Annotated in this window: 18 protein-coding genes; 13 read left to right on the top strand and 5 right to left on the bottom strand. The window is 33.5% G+C overall.

Features of this window, described 5'->3' with window-relative positions; genetic code table 11:
• Positions 1–50 precede the first annotated feature (50 nt).
• The 10 genes from D2K60_RS08700 (at position 51) to D2K60_RS08655 (ending at position 8,956) form a co-directional block, all read left to right on the top strand.
• The gene (locus D2K60_RS08700) at positions 51–608 is read left to right on the top strand and encodes an NADPH-dependent FMN reductase (RefSeq protein WP_117169616.1); all 558 of its coding nucleotides are present in this window, start codon (positions 51–53) and stop codon (positions 606–608) included.
• A 232-nt stretch (positions 609–840) separates the two neighbouring features.
• A complete protein-coding gene (coaA, locus tag D2K60_RS08695; RefSeq protein WP_117169615.1) occupies positions 841–1,785 on the top strand; it encodes a type I pantothenate kinase in 945 nt (314 codons plus the stop codon).
• Positions 1,786–2,020: 235 nt separating this feature from the next.
• Positions 2,021–3,583: a DUF6583 family protein gene (locus tag D2K60_RS08690; RefSeq protein WP_117169614.1), complete on the top strand. Its 1,563-nt coding sequence runs from the start codon at positions 2,021–2,023 to the stop codon at positions 3,581–3,583.
• Between the two features lie 18 nt (positions 3,584–3,601).
• Positions 3,602–4,825 (top strand): ABC transporter permease, encoded by a 1,224-nt coding sequence (locus tag D2K60_RS08685; protein WP_117169613.1) that lies wholly within the window; start codon positions 3,602–3,604, stop codon positions 4,823–4,825.
• Entirely contained in the window at positions 4,822–5,967 is a 1,146-nt protein-coding gene (locus D2K60_RS08680) for an ABC transporter permease (RefSeq protein ID WP_162880738.1), read from the top strand. The genes D2K60_RS08685 and D2K60_RS08680 overlap by 4 nt, the downstream gene beginning before the upstream one ends.
• Positions 5,951–6,622, top strand: a complete 672-nt coding sequence (locus D2K60_RS08675; RefSeq protein WP_117169611.1) for an ABC transporter ATP-binding protein — start codon at positions 5,951–5,953, stop codon at positions 6,620–6,622. The genes D2K60_RS08680 and D2K60_RS08675 overlap by 17 nt, the downstream gene beginning before the upstream one ends.
• Positions 6,623–6,696: 74 nt before the next feature.
• Positions 6,697–6,909, top strand: a complete 213-nt coding sequence (locus D2K60_RS08670; protein WP_117169610.1) for a hypothetical protein — start codon at positions 6,697–6,699, stop codon at positions 6,907–6,909.
• A 102-nt stretch (positions 6,910–7,011) separates the two neighbouring features.
• Positions 7,012–7,353, top strand: coding sequence for a cupin domain-containing protein (locus D2K60_RS08665; RefSeq protein WP_117169609.1), 342 nt, complete (start codon positions 7,012–7,014; stop codon positions 7,351–7,353).
• 136 nt (positions 7,354–7,489) lie between these two features.
• The gene (locus D2K60_RS08660; protein WP_117169608.1) at positions 7,490–8,140 is read left to right on the top strand and encodes a M50 family metallopeptidase; all 651 of its coding nucleotides are present in this window, start codon (positions 7,490–7,492) and stop codon (positions 8,138–8,140) included.
• 93 nt (positions 8,141–8,233) lie between these two features.
• Positions 8,234–8,956: a 3-ketoacyl-ACP reductase gene (locus tag D2K60_RS08655; protein WP_117169607.1), complete on the top strand. Its 723-nt coding sequence runs from the start codon at positions 8,234–8,236 to the stop codon at positions 8,954–8,956.
• A gap of 81 nt (positions 8,957–9,037) precedes the next feature.
• Here D2K60_RS08655 and D2K60_RS08650 read toward each other — a convergent pair whose 3' ends face one another.
• Complete coding sequence (locus D2K60_RS08650) at positions 9,038–10,168, bottom strand: CAP domain-containing protein (protein WP_117169606.1); 1,131 nt, start codon at positions 10,166–10,168, stop codon at positions 9,038–9,040.
• Positions 10,169–10,385: 217 nt separating this feature from the next.
• On the opposite strand from D2K60_RS08650, the gene D2K60_RS08645 reads away from it, so the two are divergent.
• Positions 10,386–10,625 (top strand): YozQ family protein, encoded by a 240-nt coding sequence (locus D2K60_RS08645; protein ID WP_117169605.1) that lies wholly within the window; start codon positions 10,386–10,388, stop codon positions 10,623–10,625.
• A gap of 69 nt (positions 10,626–10,694) precedes the next feature.
• Here the strand turns inward: D2K60_RS08645 and D2K60_RS08640 are convergent, their stop codons facing one another.
• Positions 10,695–11,690, bottom strand: coding sequence for a methyl-accepting chemotaxis protein (locus D2K60_RS08640; protein WP_117169604.1), 996 nt, complete (start codon positions 11,688–11,690; stop codon positions 10,695–10,697).
• 285 nt (positions 11,691–11,975) lie between these two features.
• Positions 11,976–12,929, bottom strand: coding sequence for an alpha/beta hydrolase (locus D2K60_RS08635; RefSeq protein ID WP_117169603.1), 954 nt, complete (start codon positions 12,927–12,929; stop codon positions 11,976–11,978).
• Between the two features lie 174 nt (positions 12,930–13,103).
• Between D2K60_RS08635 and D2K60_RS08630 the strand changes: the two genes are divergently transcribed.
• Both D2K60_RS08630 and D2K60_RS08625 read left to right on the top strand, forming a co-directional pair.
• Positions 13,104–13,751, top strand: a complete 648-nt coding sequence (locus tag D2K60_RS08630) for a ribonuclease H1 domain-containing protein (protein ID WP_117169602.1) — start codon at positions 13,104–13,106, stop codon at positions 13,749–13,751.
• Between the two features lie 43 nt (positions 13,752–13,794).
• The gene (locus D2K60_RS08625; RefSeq protein WP_117169601.1) at positions 13,795–14,355 is read left to right on the top strand and encodes a sugar O-acetyltransferase; all 561 of its coding nucleotides are present in this window, start codon (positions 13,795–13,797) and stop codon (positions 14,353–14,355) included.
• Between the two features lie 126 nt (positions 14,356–14,481).
• Here D2K60_RS08625 and D2K60_RS08620 read toward each other — a convergent pair whose 3' ends face one another.
• Together D2K60_RS08620 and D2K60_RS08615 are read right to left on the bottom strand one after the other, a co-directional pair.
• Positions 14,482–15,195, bottom strand: a complete 714-nt coding sequence (locus D2K60_RS08620) for a DUF2161 domain-containing phosphodiesterase (RefSeq protein WP_117169600.1) — start codon at positions 15,193–15,195, stop codon at positions 14,482–14,484.
• A gap of 156 nt (positions 15,196–15,351) precedes the next feature.
• Positions 15,352–17,145 (bottom strand): DUF2207 domain-containing protein, encoded by a 1,794-nt coding sequence (locus D2K60_RS08615; protein ID WP_162880737.1) that lies wholly within the window; start codon positions 17,143–17,145, stop codon positions 15,352–15,354.
• Between the last annotated feature and the right edge of the window lie 43 nt (positions 17,146–17,188).

Genomic DNA, 17,188 nt, shown 5'->3' with positions numbered 1-17,188 from the left:
TACTAATATCTCATATTCGAGATATTAAGTAAACACGAGGGGGAAATATAATGTTAAAGATAGGAATTATTTTAGGAAGTGTTCGTCAAGGTCGTAATGGAGAAGCTGTTGCTAACTGGACGTATGAATTTGCAACAAACCGTAACGATGATGCTGTATATGAAATTGTCGACTTAGTGGATTATAACCTACCATTTTTAGGAGCAGTAGTACCTGAGGCTGGAAAACAAGAGGCAGAAGCGGCAATTAAGGCATGGTCTGAAAAGATTGCTTCATTTGATGGCTATATTTTCGTTACGCCTGAATATAACCATGCAATAGGTGGTGCTTTGAAAAACGCACTAGATTACTTGAATCCAGAAGTAAATAATAAAGCTGCCGGTTTTGTTGGATATGGCGGACTTGGTGGTGCGAGAGCATATGAAAACCTACGTTTAATTCTAGGTGAATTACAAGTTGCTGATGTAAGAACAGCAATCGGATTTTCACTAATGACTGACTTTGAAAACTTTAGTGAGTTCAAACCTGCAGATTACCATGCTACGAATGCCAATGAAATGCTTGATCAAGTTCTTTCATGGAGCGGCGCATTGAAAAAAATAAGATAAGTAAAAAGATAACGGATTACAGCAGTTTTCATGCAGTACACAGTAATTAAGGTCTTCTGTGCGCATGGTAATTGGAAGTATTTACAATACAAGAATAGAAACTTAGAAAGGCTATTACATAAATGTAGTAGCCTTTTTTGTTTTTTCTCAATAAACAATAAGCATGCATGGAATTTTATGTTAAAATAAAATATGCTAGATTAAATGTAGTTCATAGTTTAGGAGCTTAGATATGCAAAAAAGTAAATACTCAAGATTTATGTCTTTTACAAGAGAAGAATGGGCAGAGTTTCGTTCGAATACACCGCTAAACATAACACAATCTGAAATTGAGTTCCTTTGTGGAATAAATGAAGACATATCATTAGAAGAAATTATCGCTATATATTTACCACTAATTCGCTATCTATCCGTTAGTATGGAAGCAGCTGAAAAATCCGATAAGGTTAATGATGTCTTTTTTCAACTGGAAGTTAAGAAGGTTCCATTTATTATTGGGGTAGCGGGAAGTGTTGCAGTAGGAAAAAGTACCACAGCAAGAATTTTAAAATCTCTACTGTTAAAATTAACTACTCAACCTGAAGTTGCACTAATTACAACAGATGGTTTTTTATATCCGAACGATGTACTTGAGGCTAAAGGAATAATGAATAAAAAGGGGTTTCCTGAGAGTTATGATCGAAAAGCGTTAATTGATTTTATGAAACATGTTAAGTCAGGTGAAAAAAATATTCAAGCCCCAATATATTCACATGAACAATATGATATTTTACCAAATCAATATATTGATCTTGGTGAACCAGAGATCGTGATCATTGAAGGAATAAATGTTTTACAGACTTCCAAGCTCGTAGGAGAACGAACACCGAATATTTTTGTTTCTGACTTTTTTGATCTTTCGATTTATGTAGATGCTGATGAACGAGATATTAGTAAATGGTATGTTGACCGTTTTAAAATACTAAAAAACACTGCTTTTACAAAACAAAATTCCTATTTCAATAAATACGCTACGCTTTCTGATCAAGAAACAGAAGTGATTGCGAAAGATATTTGGAATAGAATAAATAAAAAGAACCTTAAACAGAATATAAGACCTACGAAAAAGCGTGCCGACATTATATTGAAAAAGGGATTAGATCATCGCGTTTCTTCAGTGAAAATTCGCAAAAGATAATGAACGATTTCGATAATTAGCACTATAAATAATTTGTAAGGTCTTATTTACCAATAAGTACATAGCTTAATAAAAGTGATATTGCTTAGCAGTGTTTTCTAACTATTTATACTATATTGACTTTGTCGGGATTTGATGTGATAATTTTATAGAATGTCTAGTAATCTAGTGATTTTTGGAACTAATGACTAGGTTTTCACAACATTATAGAACGAAAACAGAAAGAGGGATATTATTGGAAAGAAAAAGTAAACGATTTTCAAAAAAAACAATTTGGATTAGTATTATAGCAGCTGTAATACTAGTTGGTGGTACGATAACGGCTACAACATTACTTACGAAAACTTCAAAACAAGACTACTTTTTAGCGGAACTAAATACAGCTAATTTCATGACTGAAGTTGTAGAAAATCGTTATAGTGCTGAATTTGATTGGGCCGAAGAAATTAAAGAAACACCAAGTGAAACCAATCTAGAGCTTTCTGCTGCATTTAATGATCCGGCAGGTTTTGACTCTACAGGAATGCAGGAAATTATTAATAGTTCTACTATATCTTTAACGAACAGTTTAGATCCAGAGAATAAAGAAATGAAATTTGAGGCTGCGGTAAACGTTGCTGAAATGTCAATCGAGGATATTGAGTTTTATCTTACAACTGATAAAATGTTGGCTTCTGTGCCGTTTCTTGATCAGTATGTACAAGTGAAAGAAAATGAACTTGGTAACTTACTATATGAAATAGATCCAATGACTTATACAGGAGAAGAAGAAATTGAGTTTGATTCTTTCTTTAATCAAACTGTTGTAAGCGAGGACGAAAAAGACCATTTTCAGGATGCCTATCTAAAAATGGTCTATGAAGAACTACCTGAGGATTCATTTACTTCTGAGGATGAATCGATAGAAGTTAATGGTGAATCGATTACAACTTCAAAAATTACACTTCAATTATCAGAAGAAAAGATGAAAGAAATTATGGTTAAGGTACTGAATGAAGCTGAACAAGATGAAATATTAAAAGAAGTCATTCAAAATCAAGCTTCTTTTGGTTCTTTTTCTTCAAATTCTGATGAATTAGCCCAAATTACGGAAGACTTTGAAGCAGAAATTGCCGAGGCAAAAGAAGCGATAAATGACTTTAAGATCCCTGGTGGATTGACTTCTACTTTGTGGATAAAAGATGATCTTATTGTTCAACGTGACTTTTCTGTGGAGATGGGTCCGTCTGAATCTGAGTTAGTAGTATTTGAGTTTATAGGCAAACAAGTAATGAACGAACAGGATCAAATGTTTGATTATGAATTGGTAGTGACCGATGAATTTGGTGCGAATACAATGAATTTAACGGGCGATTTATCTTGGCAGGATAATGTTGCAGACGACCAGATTACTGTTTCAGTAGGTGCTTTCGAAGCGTCTTATACAGGCTCAGAAGAAATTGAAGATGGTACAAGAAACTTTGATCGCAGATTAGCAATAAAAGATGAATTTTCTTCTCCGATGGAAGTGATTTGGAATGGAACATCTACGTATAATAATGACCAAACAAACACGGAGCAGTATGTATCCCTTAAGGGTGATGGCATTAGTGAAAATGACTTTAAGTTGCATATTAATACCAATTCACAACTCGTTAAAAGCTTAGATATTGATACGGAATCGATGGATGTTGTCAATTTAGGTACGATGAGTACTGCTGAAATTGATACGTTTATGATGGAGGACGTTACACCTCAGTTTGAGCAATGGATGACGGAATTTTATGGATCAATGTTTGACTCTGGTTCTGGTTTGTAATGAACGGAAGTGTTTATAATGTCTAGTTTAAAAAGGATTTTATTTTTTATCAAACAATATCAAGAACAGCTACAAAAGAAGTGGAAGTTTATTCCTCTTCTTTTGTTATTTCCAATTCTAATTATTGGTTTGTGTCTTACTGTTATTGTCGCTCTATTTCTTCCGAATGATGAGGAGTCAATACAAGTTGGTTTGGTTGATCTAGATCAATCTGAAGAAACTACAATGTTGGTTACTGTTATTGATGATTCTTCGTTATTAGGTTCGTACATACATATTAGTGAATATACAGAAGAAGAGGCAGATCGTGCAATAGAGAACGGGAACATTAGTACTTACATCACTTTTCCGGAAAACTTCACAGATGATTTATATAAAGGAAATGCTGTAGAGATTTCCATTATTGGAAACCCCGATAGGCCAGTAGATAGTTATATGATTAAAGAACTAATTGATAGTATGTCGCGATATATTGCATCCGCACAGGCAAACATATTAACAATAGATGAATATGCACAACAACTACCAATAGACGATGCAAAACGTCAAGAAATTCTAATGAAACAGTTTAATCAATTTATGCTGTTTACCATATCAAACGATAAAGTAATCCATGAGAAAGAAATAGCTAATATAACTACATCTTCACCACTTCAATACTTTTCCCTATCAGGTTGGTTTGTCTTATTTACAATATGGATCGTAAGTATCTACATTTTATTAGGAAAAGAAGAGAGCATGACGATGTGGAATCGGATGAGGTTATATGGTGTAACTATTTTACAACGGCTTGTTTCTCGTTTTATTGTATCGTTATTTTATGGATTTATTTTAGCGATGGTTGGATTCTATTTATTCATAAATGTAATGGATATCGAGTTTTACCTTATTGACTACGTAAGGATTAGCGTATTAGTTAGTTTATACAGTACATTGTTTTTAGTCGGTTTATTGCTAATCGAACTACTGATTAAATCAAACAAATTGGCACTAATCGTCCAGCTTTTTTTTACGGCATTTGTATTATTCATGAGTGGATCGCTACTACCATCTTTATATTTTCCAGAAGAGGTAAAATTCATTATGCCTTATCTTTATTCAACTGAGACATTTTATTGGTTAAACGAAGTTGCACTTAAAGGTCGGATGTATGTTAATTACACGTTGCTGCTTACCTTGTCTGTCACTAGTATCTGTGTTGTAATAGCGATTGCTATATGGAAGGAGCGACGACAAGCATGAAAGCAATTCTATATACGCGCGCACTTCATTGGAGTAAACAGCCATTAAGTATGATATGTTGGCTTCTTTTGCCGATTATTGCAACATGTACATTTGTTTCGGTTGCAAATCAATGGCAAAACGATATGCAAATTCCAGTTGGACTAGTAATCGAGGATGACTCGATAATGGCAGAGAACTTATCTCAATCAATAGGTAATGTACCGCTTCTTGCTGTAAAAAAAATGAATAAGGACGAAGCGTTGGTCCAACTCGAACAACATCAATTAGATAGTGTTTTTGTTATTAAGGATGGGTATCAAGAAAGTATCCAGAATAATAGTCGCAATCAGGTAATAACGGCTTATGTTTCTGATATGTCTTTGGCCTATACTCCTGTAAAAGAAGCGATTACCTCCTATGTGCAACAAGATGCTGGTAACGCTAAAGCTGCTCATACTGTTGACCAATTGGTAAGACAATTTGGTGGAGAGAAAAGTTGGGGTTGGGAAGAGATTATCGTGAGAAGCAACGAGATTCGGGAGGAAGAGGCGTTACTACATTCTACTTTTACTTTTTATAATCAAATTGAACCGAAACAGGAAGAGAGTGGCATTTCCTTATGGAATGTTTGGGGGATTTGGGCTTTCTTTGCTTTTTTAACAACTTTCTTCATATATGATTGGGTAATTAAAGAACAGCAATCGTCTATTAAAGTTAGATTGTCTCTTTTAAAAATATCATTTAGATCGTATATGTTAAGAAACGCCTTTGTTTATCTCGTTTTATTAGGCCTTTTTGACTTAATAAATATTTTGGTTCTATCCATGTATTTTGATCAATCAATTAATCTTGCAAAAATAGTAACGATAATAAGTTTCCGTTTAACGATTAGTATAGCGGCTTTCTTGTTTGCATTATACTTCCGGACAGCTTTTTTTTATTACATCTCTTCGATTCTTGCGACTATATTCTTTTCTGTGATCGGAGGGGCCTTCATTCCGATAGATGGATTAACAGATCGTTGGCCATGGCTAATTTATGCAAGTCCAATTCATGCCTTTTTAAAAGGTCAAGTTATCACGGCTTGGCTCATTGTTCTACTAATCATACTTTTTATTTGGTATTGGAGAAAGGAGAAAGTTAATGCTTACAGTAAATAACTTAACAAAAGATTACGGTTCTAAACGTGTACTAAAAGATGTCTCTTTTCAAATTAAAAAGGGTGAAGTAGTTGGATTAGTAGGCGAAAATGGAGCAGGGAAATCAACAGTGTTAAACACATTAGCAACCTTACTTCCTCTTGAAAAAGGAACGATCACATATCAGGATCTTAACTATGTGACAGATAAACAGAAACTCAGAAAAAAAATCGGCTATATTCCCCAAGAAATTGCTATTTGGGAGGAATTCTCTGTTGAAGAAAACATGGTTTTTTTTGAAAAGTTGTCATGGGAGAAAAAATCCAAAAAGCAACTCAGACAAATTTGCTTAGATATGAAGCTTACAGAGTGGAAGGAAAAAGCAAAGGTTCTATCTGGTGGAATGAAGCGTAAATTAAACATTGCTATTAGTCTGATTCATGACCCAGAAATCCTGCTTTTAGATGAGCCAACGGTTGGAATAGATTTGCGATCGAGAAAAGAAATTGGTAGCTACCTTTATAATTTGGCTAAAGAAAAAGACAAAATGATAATTTATACATCCCATGATATGGAGGAAATACTTTCTTTTTGTGATTACATTTATTGTATTGGAGAGGATCCTTTTTACAAGGAGTTATTAGAAGAGAAAGGGAAGCATGTTAACGTGTTATGAGATATAAGCAAGGGGACAAGGAAAAAGTACTTGTCCCTGTTTTATTAGCCAATTGAAAGAAGGGAGAGGTTAAGTTGAACAATGAAAAGGTTGAAAAATTAAATCGGTTAAAAAACATTTTATTTTCTATAATGATAATCTGTGTTATTTCTTTACTTGTATTTCGGAATTTAGAATTAGATGCTTTAGCTGACTATGCGTATGCAGTCGCTCCGATTGCTGGGATTTGTGTTATTGTCCTTAATAGAGTAATAAGAAAAGAATTGAAAAGAAGTGAAAAAGCGTGATCAATTGAAAGTGCAGATTAAGTGTTTTAAATCACACCAATGATAATGATTGTCATATATAATTCATGTGAATCAATAATTAAATTAAGGGAGTGCTAAATAGTGAAAAGAAATAATATCAATGAATTTATGGAATTTACTGAGGAAAAGCTTACAAAACGTGTCATTATAAAAGAAGGTAAGACGACCGTTTTTATCTTGAACTTCAAACCAGGACAATCGTTGCCTGCACATAAGCATCCAGGATCAAATGTACAACTATTAGTTTTAGAAGGTAATGGAGAATTTAACATCGATGGAGAAACAGTTGTGGTAGAAAAAAATGACACTGTTTTTATTGGTGGAGATGAGGAGCTTGCTTTTCTTAATACTGGAACAAAAAATGTAAGCCTTTATGTGGTACTGAATAATATTCCTGATGATAGATATGCAAAAAATATCTAAGTATTAATTAAAAGTTACTTGTAAGTGTTAGCTATCACAAATAGACAATCGTCTTTTTGTTACCTAACACTTTTTTGTTGTTCTGATTATCAATTTGAAAAAGTAATTGATATACTAGGAACAAAGGGGAAATACAATGAAAAAAAAGGTTATTTTATTTATTGTTTTGGCAATATTCTTAACTCAAATGCCACTTATAGGTCCATACTTTTCCATTGTTAATACGTTAATCCATGAGACAGGTCATGCACTTATGTCCATTATCACTGGTGGGAAGGTACAATCGATATCCTTATTCTCAAATACAGAAGGTGTTACGCTTGCCAGTCATCGGTATTGGTTAGGCGGATTTTTAACTAGTATTGCTGGATATTTATTTGCATCTTTTATGGCTTATTTGTTTCTTACATTGATTTATAAAAGGAAAAGTAAATATGTATTATTAATTTTATTAGGAACGCTACTCATTAGTTTACTATTTTGGATTCGAAATGCATATGGTTTATTCTGGATTCTTACGATCATTGCTGTATTTACGTGGGTACTAATTAAAGGTTCTAAAAAGGTTTTAGACTATTTTGCGTTATTCATAACCTCGCTAGTGTTAGTGGAGTCTGTTACTTCATCATTCGAGATTATGTACCTTAGCTTTGTCTCACCGAGTAGAGCAGGGGATGCAACGAACTTAGCGAATATGACGTTTCTTATTCCAACACTGGTATGGGGAGTTGTTTTCTTTATTCAAGCACTCTTATTTGCTAGATTGGGATTGAAAAGATACTTTTAACTATTATTAGTAGAATCTTAATTTTTATTTGTGGATTCTTCCGTTGCTAGACTTTACACTTAAAGATAAGATTAGTAGAAAGGATGATTAAAAATGGCACAAGAGATAAAAGGGAAAGTTGCTTATATCACCGGGGCAAGCAGTGGAATTGGAAGATCAACAGCAATTCAACTAGCTAAAGAGGGTGTGAATGTTGGACTTATTGCTCGTACTGAAAAGAAATTGCTTGAAGTAAAGAAAGAAGCGGAAGAGTTCGGGATAAATGCCTATATAGCCATTGCTGATATTGCAAATATGGCTGAAGTGGATCAGGCAATTGAAACACTTGAAACTAATTTGGGCCCAGCAGATATATTAATTAATAATGCAGGCATTGGACTTAAGGGATCATTTTTAGAGACTGATCCAACAGATTGGAAGCATACATTCGAAGTCAACGTATTTGGTACCTATCATGTTACACGTGCAGTTTTACCACAAATGATAAAAAAAGATCAAGGCGATATCATCACTATTTCATCTAGTAGCGGTCTTAAAGGTACAGCAGGTTCCACATCGTATAGCGCTTCTAAATTTGCGATTCAAGGAATGACAGAAGCTTTAATGCAGGAAGTACGTCGTAATAATATCCGCGTATTTACACTCAATCCTAGTTTAGTTGCAACTGAACTCGTATTTGGAGACAATTTGGATGAAAAGAACGACGAGAAGTTTATGCAGCCAGAGGATCTTGCAGAATATATGGTGGCTCAATTGAAATTGCACCCACGTATCTTTATTAAGCAATCCTTACAGTGGGCGACAAATCCGTTTTAGTCAGTGTGTTTTGCACCTTATTAAAACTAACCACTTATAAAAAATGAGGCAAACTATATATTGTTTGCCTCATTTTTTAATCTATTTAGTTAAAAAGTTTTCTGTGTAATATGGTTGAGAATCTTCATTAAATGCGACGCCAACAGCAAGTAATTCAAATTCAGTTTTTAATATATTTTCCCGATGACCGAGTGAATTCATTAAACCCTCATGTGAAAAAATACTGCTTGGTTGGCCTGCTGCAAGATTTTCGCCTGCCATCGTGTAGCTGATATCATCTTCCGTCATGCGGTCAAATGGGGACTGTCCATCTAAATTTGTATGGCTAAAGTAATTGTTTTCAGCCATATCCAAGCTATGGTCGCGAGCGGTCGTTCTTACCGACTCATCCCATGACAAAACGGAAAGTCCATGTTCCACGCGTGCTGCATTCGTAAGATCAAATAATTGATACTCAAAACCTTCTTTTAGAGCATCACTTGATTCCCCAAAGTACTTATCCCTTTTTTGTTCCATTTCATCACTGACTATTTGAATAGCTGTTACCGTACTATCTTCATGTTTGTCATAAAATAGTGTTACATAATTATCGTTGATAAGAAACACATCATATTCTTGATTTTGCTGGATCTGATAGTTTATTAATCCTTTTTGGATACTTTCAAGTGGATCATTTAATGCTGTAAGTACGGAATCTCTGGTGCTCTCAAATGTAATGTCTTCTGTAGACGTTAGTAAATTTTGATTTGTATATAATCCGATTACTTTATTTTCCTCATTATAAGCTACCATAAAGTAATTATGATAGTTTTCATGGTAAGCAACCCAATTGACCTTATACTCATTCATGGACGAACGTTTTGGTTCTCCTGCTTGTTCTTCTACTGTTGAACGGTCATCACCAAGTTCAACATTATGAACGGAAAATGGCTGTTCAGAAGGCGCATCTAATGTAGGATCTTCAGGAATAGATTGTGCAGTATTTTCACTATCTTCCGTATCTCCTTGAACCCTGTTAAGCAATTGCTGCAATTCTGTTTTGAAAGATTCAACAGTTTCAATTACTTTGGGATTATCTATGATTCCATTTATATCTGAACTAATTTCACTATACACACCCGAAAGACCAGATTGATTAAATGTATCTCCATAAAAATGCCAAAACATAGCCACAAAAAGTAATAAAATGATAATTCGTCGTATTTTTGGCATATATCAACACTCCTAATGTAACTTGCTTACTAAATAATAATTGTAGCAAGTTTTACTAGTATAGACAACTTAGATGATTGATAAAACGAGTGTTAATATTATACAAATGATGTACTTGCAATTATGAAAGTGTTTTATAATTATAGTAAAAAAAGGAATATATATTTTATTGCTTTTTTCACATACTATTTATAATATACGAGGAGGATGATAAATAATGGATAAAAATAATAATGAATCAATTGAAAATGCAGAAAAAGTTGCGGAAAAAATGTATGATGTTTCTGATTATAAAAGTAATGATCCCGTTGACAAAGGTATAGCAATAACGCATGAACAGGTGTCAGATGATTATATGGAAGGTACAATTGATGCGAAAATAGATAAGCTAGATAAAAATGGTCAATTAAAAAGTCATAAGGGTGAAGAAATACCAAGAAGAGGTTATTTTAAATAAAATAGATAAATAAAAAAACGAGTTTTACGCCACGCTAGCTGGCTAAAACTCGTTTATATGTATTGGTAATTAGATTGACTCGCTAACAATAACAGACCAACCTTTACCTTTATATGCATTATAACCTTCTGTTAAGCAGTAAGCATAAATTTGATTATTTTCAATTGTATACCCTCTTTGGTCTTTACCTGAAAGAACATTTTTTACAGCTTTTAAATCATTTAAATTTGTCTCTAGAATACCCTTACGATCTTGCGAAGCAATAATATAGCCTTGCGAGTTGATCGCATAGAGTTTACTTTTTTCGTGTAGCTTTGCACGATCAATAATGTCATAAATAAATTCCCAGTTAAATCTAGTAGTGAAGACGCCAATAATTTCTCCTTGTTCATTGTGAATAGGGGCGGAGTATCCCATTGTATATCCACCGACTGCTTTAGAATAGTACATATCCGTTACATGAACAGCGTTTGTTCTAATTGTCTCGTTAAACCACTCTCTATCAGACATGTTTGTTCCGACTTGGCTTTGATTTTTAGCTGCGACTGTTATTTCACCCGACAGGTCAACAACGAATAAATCAAAGTATACTTCATATATTTCATAAATATTCTTCATAAATGATTGAGCACTTTTTTTCATTTCAGGCGTTGGATTGGTTAGACAGTCTTTAATAGCATCAAATGTAGCCCATGCTTGTACATCGCAATTTCGTTCAAATAGGTTACGGTCAATCTTGTCAATCGTATCAAAGGCAATATCGACTGTCCGCAAGGCAATAATTTCATTTGCTTTATTTTGAATTCTATTTATCAAAACTTCACTCTCTTTACTTGAATCTAAGCATTCTTCAGCAAACTTCTTGATTTCTTTCGCAACAACAGAAAACGCTCTTCCAGCTTCTCCAGCACGAGCAGCTTCAATTCCTGAATTCAATGCTAAAATATTTGACTTCATAGAAATATCTTTTATTTTATGCATTACATTTTCCATATTTCTATTATCATCTTTAAGCTCATTCATTAATATCGAAACGTTCAGATTTTTCTCAACAGTACTTTCCATAACAGAAATCCCTCCATAAAGTCAAAGTTTCTATAATCAATCCTACCTACATTATTTCTATTATATGTAAAAACACGATATAATTATAATACACAAGTACAAATATTAAGTCAATGTAATTAAGAGAAAATTTAAAATATTGAGATTTTATAGTGCTTTAGAGGTATAGTAGCAGCATACATAATTATCTTATCAAGAAAATAAATAGCCTAATTAGTAAAAGCTCACCTAGTTACAAAAAAAGTACCTTAATCTCAACAATTCGTGAGAAAAGGTACTGTATTTTCACATATAATTATCAACAAATTCCCACACTGTTTTCCAGTAAAGTTCAGGATCTACGTTTTCAGCTTGACCATGTTCAGCACCTGGAATTACTAAGCTTTCTTTCTCCACATTTGCTGCATTGTAAACCTCATCTAACATTTCAAATGGAACAAAACTATCAGCTTCTCCATGAATAAATAACATTGGAGTAGTACTTTTCGATACCTGATCAATAGCGGAGGCATCATTTAAATCGTAACCCGCCCGTATTTTTGTTATTGTGTTTGCTGCAGACATTACAGGGAAGGGGGGTAAATTAAATAAGTCATCTAATTGATACGTAAACACATCCATAACGGAAGTATAGCCACAATCTTCAACAATTACTTTTACATTATCGGGTAATGTTTCTCCAGATGTCATCATAACAGTAGCACCACCCATGGAGATACCAAATAGTGCAATTTCAGCATCTGGGTCTTTTGCTATAATGGTATCAATCCATTGCAACATATCTTTCCGATCATCCCATCCCATGCCAATGTAATCTCCTTCACTCTCACCGTGTCCGCGTAAGTCAGGTGCTAATACACTATACCCTTTATCGTAGAAATTACGAATCCAACGAGTCATCTGCGTGCTATTAGATGTATATCCATGTGCAACGATAGCCCATTTATGATCTGCATTATTATTCTCATATACATTGGCGTTTAATGTTAGATCATCTTTAGAAACAATATTTTCTTGGATCGGTACGTTCGTTTCTGAAAAAGTAACATCTAATAATTCATTCTCTTCAGCTACTAAAGCAGAAACTGCTTCAGATTCACCTAAATTAGGGTTATCCTGCAGAAACTCTTTCTCTGAATTAGGATTTAAAGCAAAGTTATAAAAATAGTTACCTACAAACCCGTATGATATGATGAGTATTCCAATAACTGATGTAGCAATTATGTATCGTTTTTTCATACTAAATCTCCTCGTGTCCAAAACTGTGAATTTTCATTTCAAATTATAATATAGCATATTGAATAATAATAAGGTTAGGATAAAGATTATTATTTGATAAATATTATGATAGAATCATGTCATAGATAGAGTTCAAACTAAAGAATAGATTATTTGTTATAAAGGAGTTTAAATATGGCTAAGAAAAAGTACTACGTTGTATGGGTAGGTAAAAATGCTGGGATTTATGACACTTGGGATGCATGTAAAAAACAAGTTATCGGGATAAAAGGAGCTAGATATAAGTCTTTTCTCTCAAAGGAAGAAGCTGAATCTGCTTTTAAAAATGGACCTAAAATGCAGACGAATTCTGTGAAAAAGGACTCCAAGAATGAGCAAATATCTTCAAAAAATAAAACAACGTTTATTGAAGATAGCATAAGTGTTGATGCCGCATGTAGTGGAAATCCAGGAGTAATGGAATACAAAGGCGTATATACTAAAGACAGTGAAGAATTATTCCACTTTGGACCTGTAGCAAATGGAACAAATAATATCGGTGAATTTTTGGCAATTGTACATGCATTAGTTTTATTAAAAGAACAGAACAGTAGTTTACCAATTTATACAGACTCTAAAACAGCAATTAGTTGGGTTAGTAAAAAACATGCGAATACGACAATACCAAGGGACTTCTCAACGGAACATTTGTGGAAACTAATCGATCGTGCAACAAATTGGTTAAATCAAAATAACTATACAACTGAAATTATTAAATGGGAAACAAAGCTTTGGGGAGAAAGTAAAGCAGACTTTGGAAGAAAATCCTCCTCGAAATATTAAGGAAGGCTACAGCTAGATAAAAAATCATTTAGGAGAAGTGCTTATGAGAACAGAAAAACAGAAGATGTTGGCTGGAGAAATGTACATATCTGCTGATTCAGTATTAATAAAGGAACGTGAGGAAGCAAGACGAAAGGTTAGAATATATAATCAAACAGAAGAAAATGAAGAAGAAAGAAGGTCCAAATTATTAAAAGAATTACTTGGTTCAACTGGAGAAAACATATATATGGAGCCAAATATACGTTTTGATTATGGTTATAATACACATGTCGGCAAGAATTTTTATGCAAACTTCGACTGCACCATCTTAGATGTATGTGAGGTGCGATTTGGCGATAATTGCATGCTTGCACCTGGCGTACAAATATATACTGCAACACATCCACTTAATCCAACCGAACGTAATTCGGGTAAGGAATATGCAAAACCGATTACAATCGGAAACAATGTATGGATTGGAGGAAGTGCAATAATTAATCCAGGCGTAACAGTAGGGAACAATGCTGTGATTGCATCAGGTGCAGTCGTCACGAAAGATGTACCAGATAATGTCGTAGTTGGTGGTAATCCTGCTAAAGTATTGAAACAAATTGAAGTATAATACTAGTCTTTTTGTTAATAAAAGATATTATTGTATCAAAAAACAGCCTAGTTTAAGTGGCTGTTTTTTAATTACAGATACGAAGTGTTGATGTATTTGGTAGAATTTAAGTAGAAAAAAGTCAATTCACTCTTTTTGATAAAACTTACAAACTTCAGGATATTGTTTTATTTCTTTATGACCTTTCTCACTAAGGATATAAACACCTCGTTTAATTCTTTCAAACCAGCCATAATAGTTTTTTGTTAAGATAGAGGGAGTTTTCTTGCCGGTTCCCATTTCAATTAATAGCTTTGGGGATAGTGGACCAGCATGTTCAAGGTAACAAGCAATTTGAATGCAATTTTCTCTATAAGCAGTCATGATTTGTGTTCTATTTGATCCGCCAATATTGAAATCCGCACTTCGTCCACTAATTTCTTTTAAGACCTCTTGTCGCTTTCGCTTATTTTTACCAATCAGTTTTTTACGATTAAATGGAGTAGGATGAAAAATAATTTCTGTATTTTTCGTGTTTCCTGAAAAAGTAACGAGAATTAGTCCTAAATCTAATCTTCTAACTAAATGGCAAATATCTGTCCAACGTTTTGATCTGCGGTTATACTTCGGTTTTGGGATGGCTATGTATACAAATTCAGACAATCGTTGTCTTTTCGCTGCTTGCATAAGAAGGTCGACAGTTAAGTTGAGTTTTAATTCAATGATGATTAATTCTTCATCTTTTATGACTGCGATATCACAGTCTTTTACTTCTCCGTAAACTTGATAACCTTCTTTAACGAAGTGACTCTGAATAGGCTGGTACAAATCAGATTCTTGTATCTTTTTTACTTCTTTCATATGACACCGTCCAATTTCAAAAATCATTTATACTATTATTTTATCATACATAAGCAGGATTTAGCTGATAATACAATAGAAATCAAGTATTTCTGATAAGCTTACAAAAAAGGAAAAGCATACCATTTAAAAAATGAAAGGGCATCTCGCAAAATTTTAATTAATTGCCTGTAAGCTTTGATCAAAGACAGCAGCAGTATGCTTTGAATTATGAAGCAAGGGATAATGACCAGTAACTAATAGACTGGATGGAACTGGTTTACAGGCTTGTGCGAATCTATTTTCTTGATTTAGAATAATCGCATACTGCATTTGATGCTGCAGATGTTTTGGTGTGTTCCCGATAGGATATCTCTTTTGTTTGAATCGTTTTTTTGCTAATTTAATTGCTCTTCGTAATTCATTCATGTCACTCCGCCAAATTACGCTTGGAATGAAGAAGCTTAGGGAAGCCGCAAGTATGGTGAAAAGTAGATAAAGATTGGTAGCTGTTGTGATGGTAAAAAAAAGACTTTGCAAAAATATGGCACTAAATAATAGAGTCATAAGTATTTTGTGACAATTGTAAATTAGAACAATTGCAGCAAAAATAGTAAAAGCTAGAATGACAGCATATTGCAGTTCACGTACCCATACATCGTTTAAAACGAAATAAGTAAACATTCCAAGCGAAAAAAGGACAAGTAAAAAACCAAAAAGTTGATAGGGAATGTAGTTTGTTTTTACCTTTTTAAATATATCGTTCATTTCTATAAGTTGACGCCATTTATCCAAATTATAGGTAACTGATTTTGTTATCTGTTTCTTTTTGGATCGACTTTTGGTTTGTTCAAAACTTGTGAATGATTCAAGTATAAAGTAGGGACCTTGGTCATCGTATTTTGTGAATAGCCATTCCTTTAGATAAAGGTCACTTTCTGCAAGTTTTTGATGTGTTCTTTTCCAAGTAAAACGAAATGTGCTACCTTGATTCAAATCAGAAGGTACCTCCATTAAAGTAATTAAATCGCGTTTATGTAAGGAGAAAAGCCCTGCAATAATAGATTCTTTTGTTAGTTTTGCATTTTTATTTACATAATAAACGATTAACGGATCTGCCATTTCCATTAACGATATGAATGCTTTCTTGTTACTTTTTTCACGCTTTCGATTTGGATGTCGTAATAGAAGGTAAGTCCCAATAATTATGCTAATGATGATAGCAATAAGTAAAATGGAAACCTGATTATTAAATTTACTTTCCACATTTTTATAGCGTGATTGTAAGGCGTTTTCTGTAACTAGAAGATCACTTTTGATATCTTTTTCCTGATCAATTGGTCGATTTGTTAACTCATTAGCAGGAAAAACAAATCTAAAATCAATTGTCTCTGACCCAGATAGGTCCTTGTATGTGTAATAGGTCTCATTATTGATGGTATGAGTGAATGGTTGGTTGCTAGTATAAAAAAAGATAAAAGCATCCTGCTGTATCTGGTTCTTAGGAGTACGTATATTAATGGTAACATCATGTATATCACTAGACGTTTTCGAATCAAAAAAGCTGTACTGTAAATCTGCTATATCATTATATTTCGTAACAGCGTTTATAATATCGTAGCTAAAAACGAGTTGATTTAATTCATTTTCGGAAGATAAGTCGATTTGATAGTCATTTTTAATCTTTTTAACATCTAAAGGTTCTAAATCATCTGTTTTAGGAACTTTCTTTCTAAGATTATTGGGTGCTTGAAATGCTTTGAAATTTTCAATATCATCATGCATGGAGCGAGTAGTTTTTTTAAAAGACTTACTATAGGTGTATAGCTCTGTTACATGTACTGTGCCGTCAGTGTCTATGTTAGCCTGGATGTCTGCAGATTCAATTGTTAGAGCACGATCGTTATCTCCACAACTAACTAACAAAAACAACAGTAAAAACAGACAAAGTAATCGAAGTTTTATTCTCATTTTAATCATCCTTTTTAATTACATAAAATGCATCTAACCTGTC

Source organism: Paraliobacillus sediminis (genome assembly GCF_003426055.1).
This window is presented reverse-complemented; position numbering and strand designations above follow the sequence as displayed.

Excerpts from the sequence above, each read along its gene's own strand:
- D2K60_RS08700 (WP_117169616.1), top strand. The coding sequence starts at position 51 with ATGTTAAAGATAGGAATTATTTTAGGAAGTGTTCGTCAAGGTCGTAAT.
- coaA (WP_117169615.1), top strand. The coding sequence starts at position 841 with ATGCAAAAAAGTAAATACTCAAGATTTATGTCTTTTACAAGAGAAGAA.
- D2K60_RS08685 (WP_117169613.1), top strand. The coding sequence starts at position 3,602 with ATGTCTAGTTTAAAAAGGATTTTATTTTTTATCAAACAATATCAAGAA.
- D2K60_RS08680 (WP_162880738.1), top strand. The coding sequence starts at position 4,822 with ATGAAAGCAATTCTATATACGCGCGCACTTCATTGGAGTAAACAGCCA.
- D2K60_RS08675 (WP_117169611.1), top strand. The coding sequence starts at position 5,951 with ATGCTTACAGTAAATAACTTAACAAAAGATTACGGTTCTAAACGTGTA.
- D2K60_RS08660 (WP_117169608.1), top strand. The coding sequence starts at position 7,490 with ATGAAAAAAAAGGTTATTTTATTTATTGTTTTGGCAATATTCTTAACT.
- D2K60_RS08655 (WP_117169607.1), top strand. The coding sequence starts at position 8,234 with ATGGCACAAGAGATAAAAGGGAAAGTTGCTTATATCACCGGGGCAAGC.
- D2K60_RS08650 (WP_117169606.1), bottom strand. The coding sequence starts at position 10,168 with ATGCCAAAAATACGACGAATTATCATTTTATTACTTTTTGTGGCTATG.
- D2K60_RS08645 (WP_117169605.1), top strand. The coding sequence starts at position 10,386 with ATGGATAAAAATAATAATGAATCAATTGAAAATGCAGAAAAAGTTGCG.
- D2K60_RS08640 (WP_117169604.1), bottom strand. The coding sequence starts at position 11,690 with ATGGAAAGTACTGTTGAGAAAAATCTGAACGTTTCGATATTAATGAAT.
- D2K60_RS08635 (WP_117169603.1), bottom strand. The coding sequence starts at position 12,929 with ATGAAAAAACGATACATAATTGCTACATCAGTTATTGGAATACTCATC.
- D2K60_RS08630 (WP_117169602.1), top strand. The coding sequence starts at position 13,104 with ATGGCTAAGAAAAAGTACTACGTTGTATGGGTAGGTAAAAATGCTGGG.
- D2K60_RS08625 (WP_117169601.1), top strand. The coding sequence starts at position 13,795 with ATGAGAACAGAAAAACAGAAGATGTTGGCTGGAGAAATGTACATATCT.
- D2K60_RS08620 (WP_117169600.1), bottom strand. The coding sequence starts at position 15,195 with ATGAAAGAAGTAAAAAAGATACAAGAATCTGATTTGTACCAGCCTATT.
- D2K60_RS08615 (WP_162880737.1), bottom strand. The coding sequence starts at position 17,145 with ATGAGAATAAAACTTCGATTACTTTGTCTGTTTTTACTGTTGTTTTTG.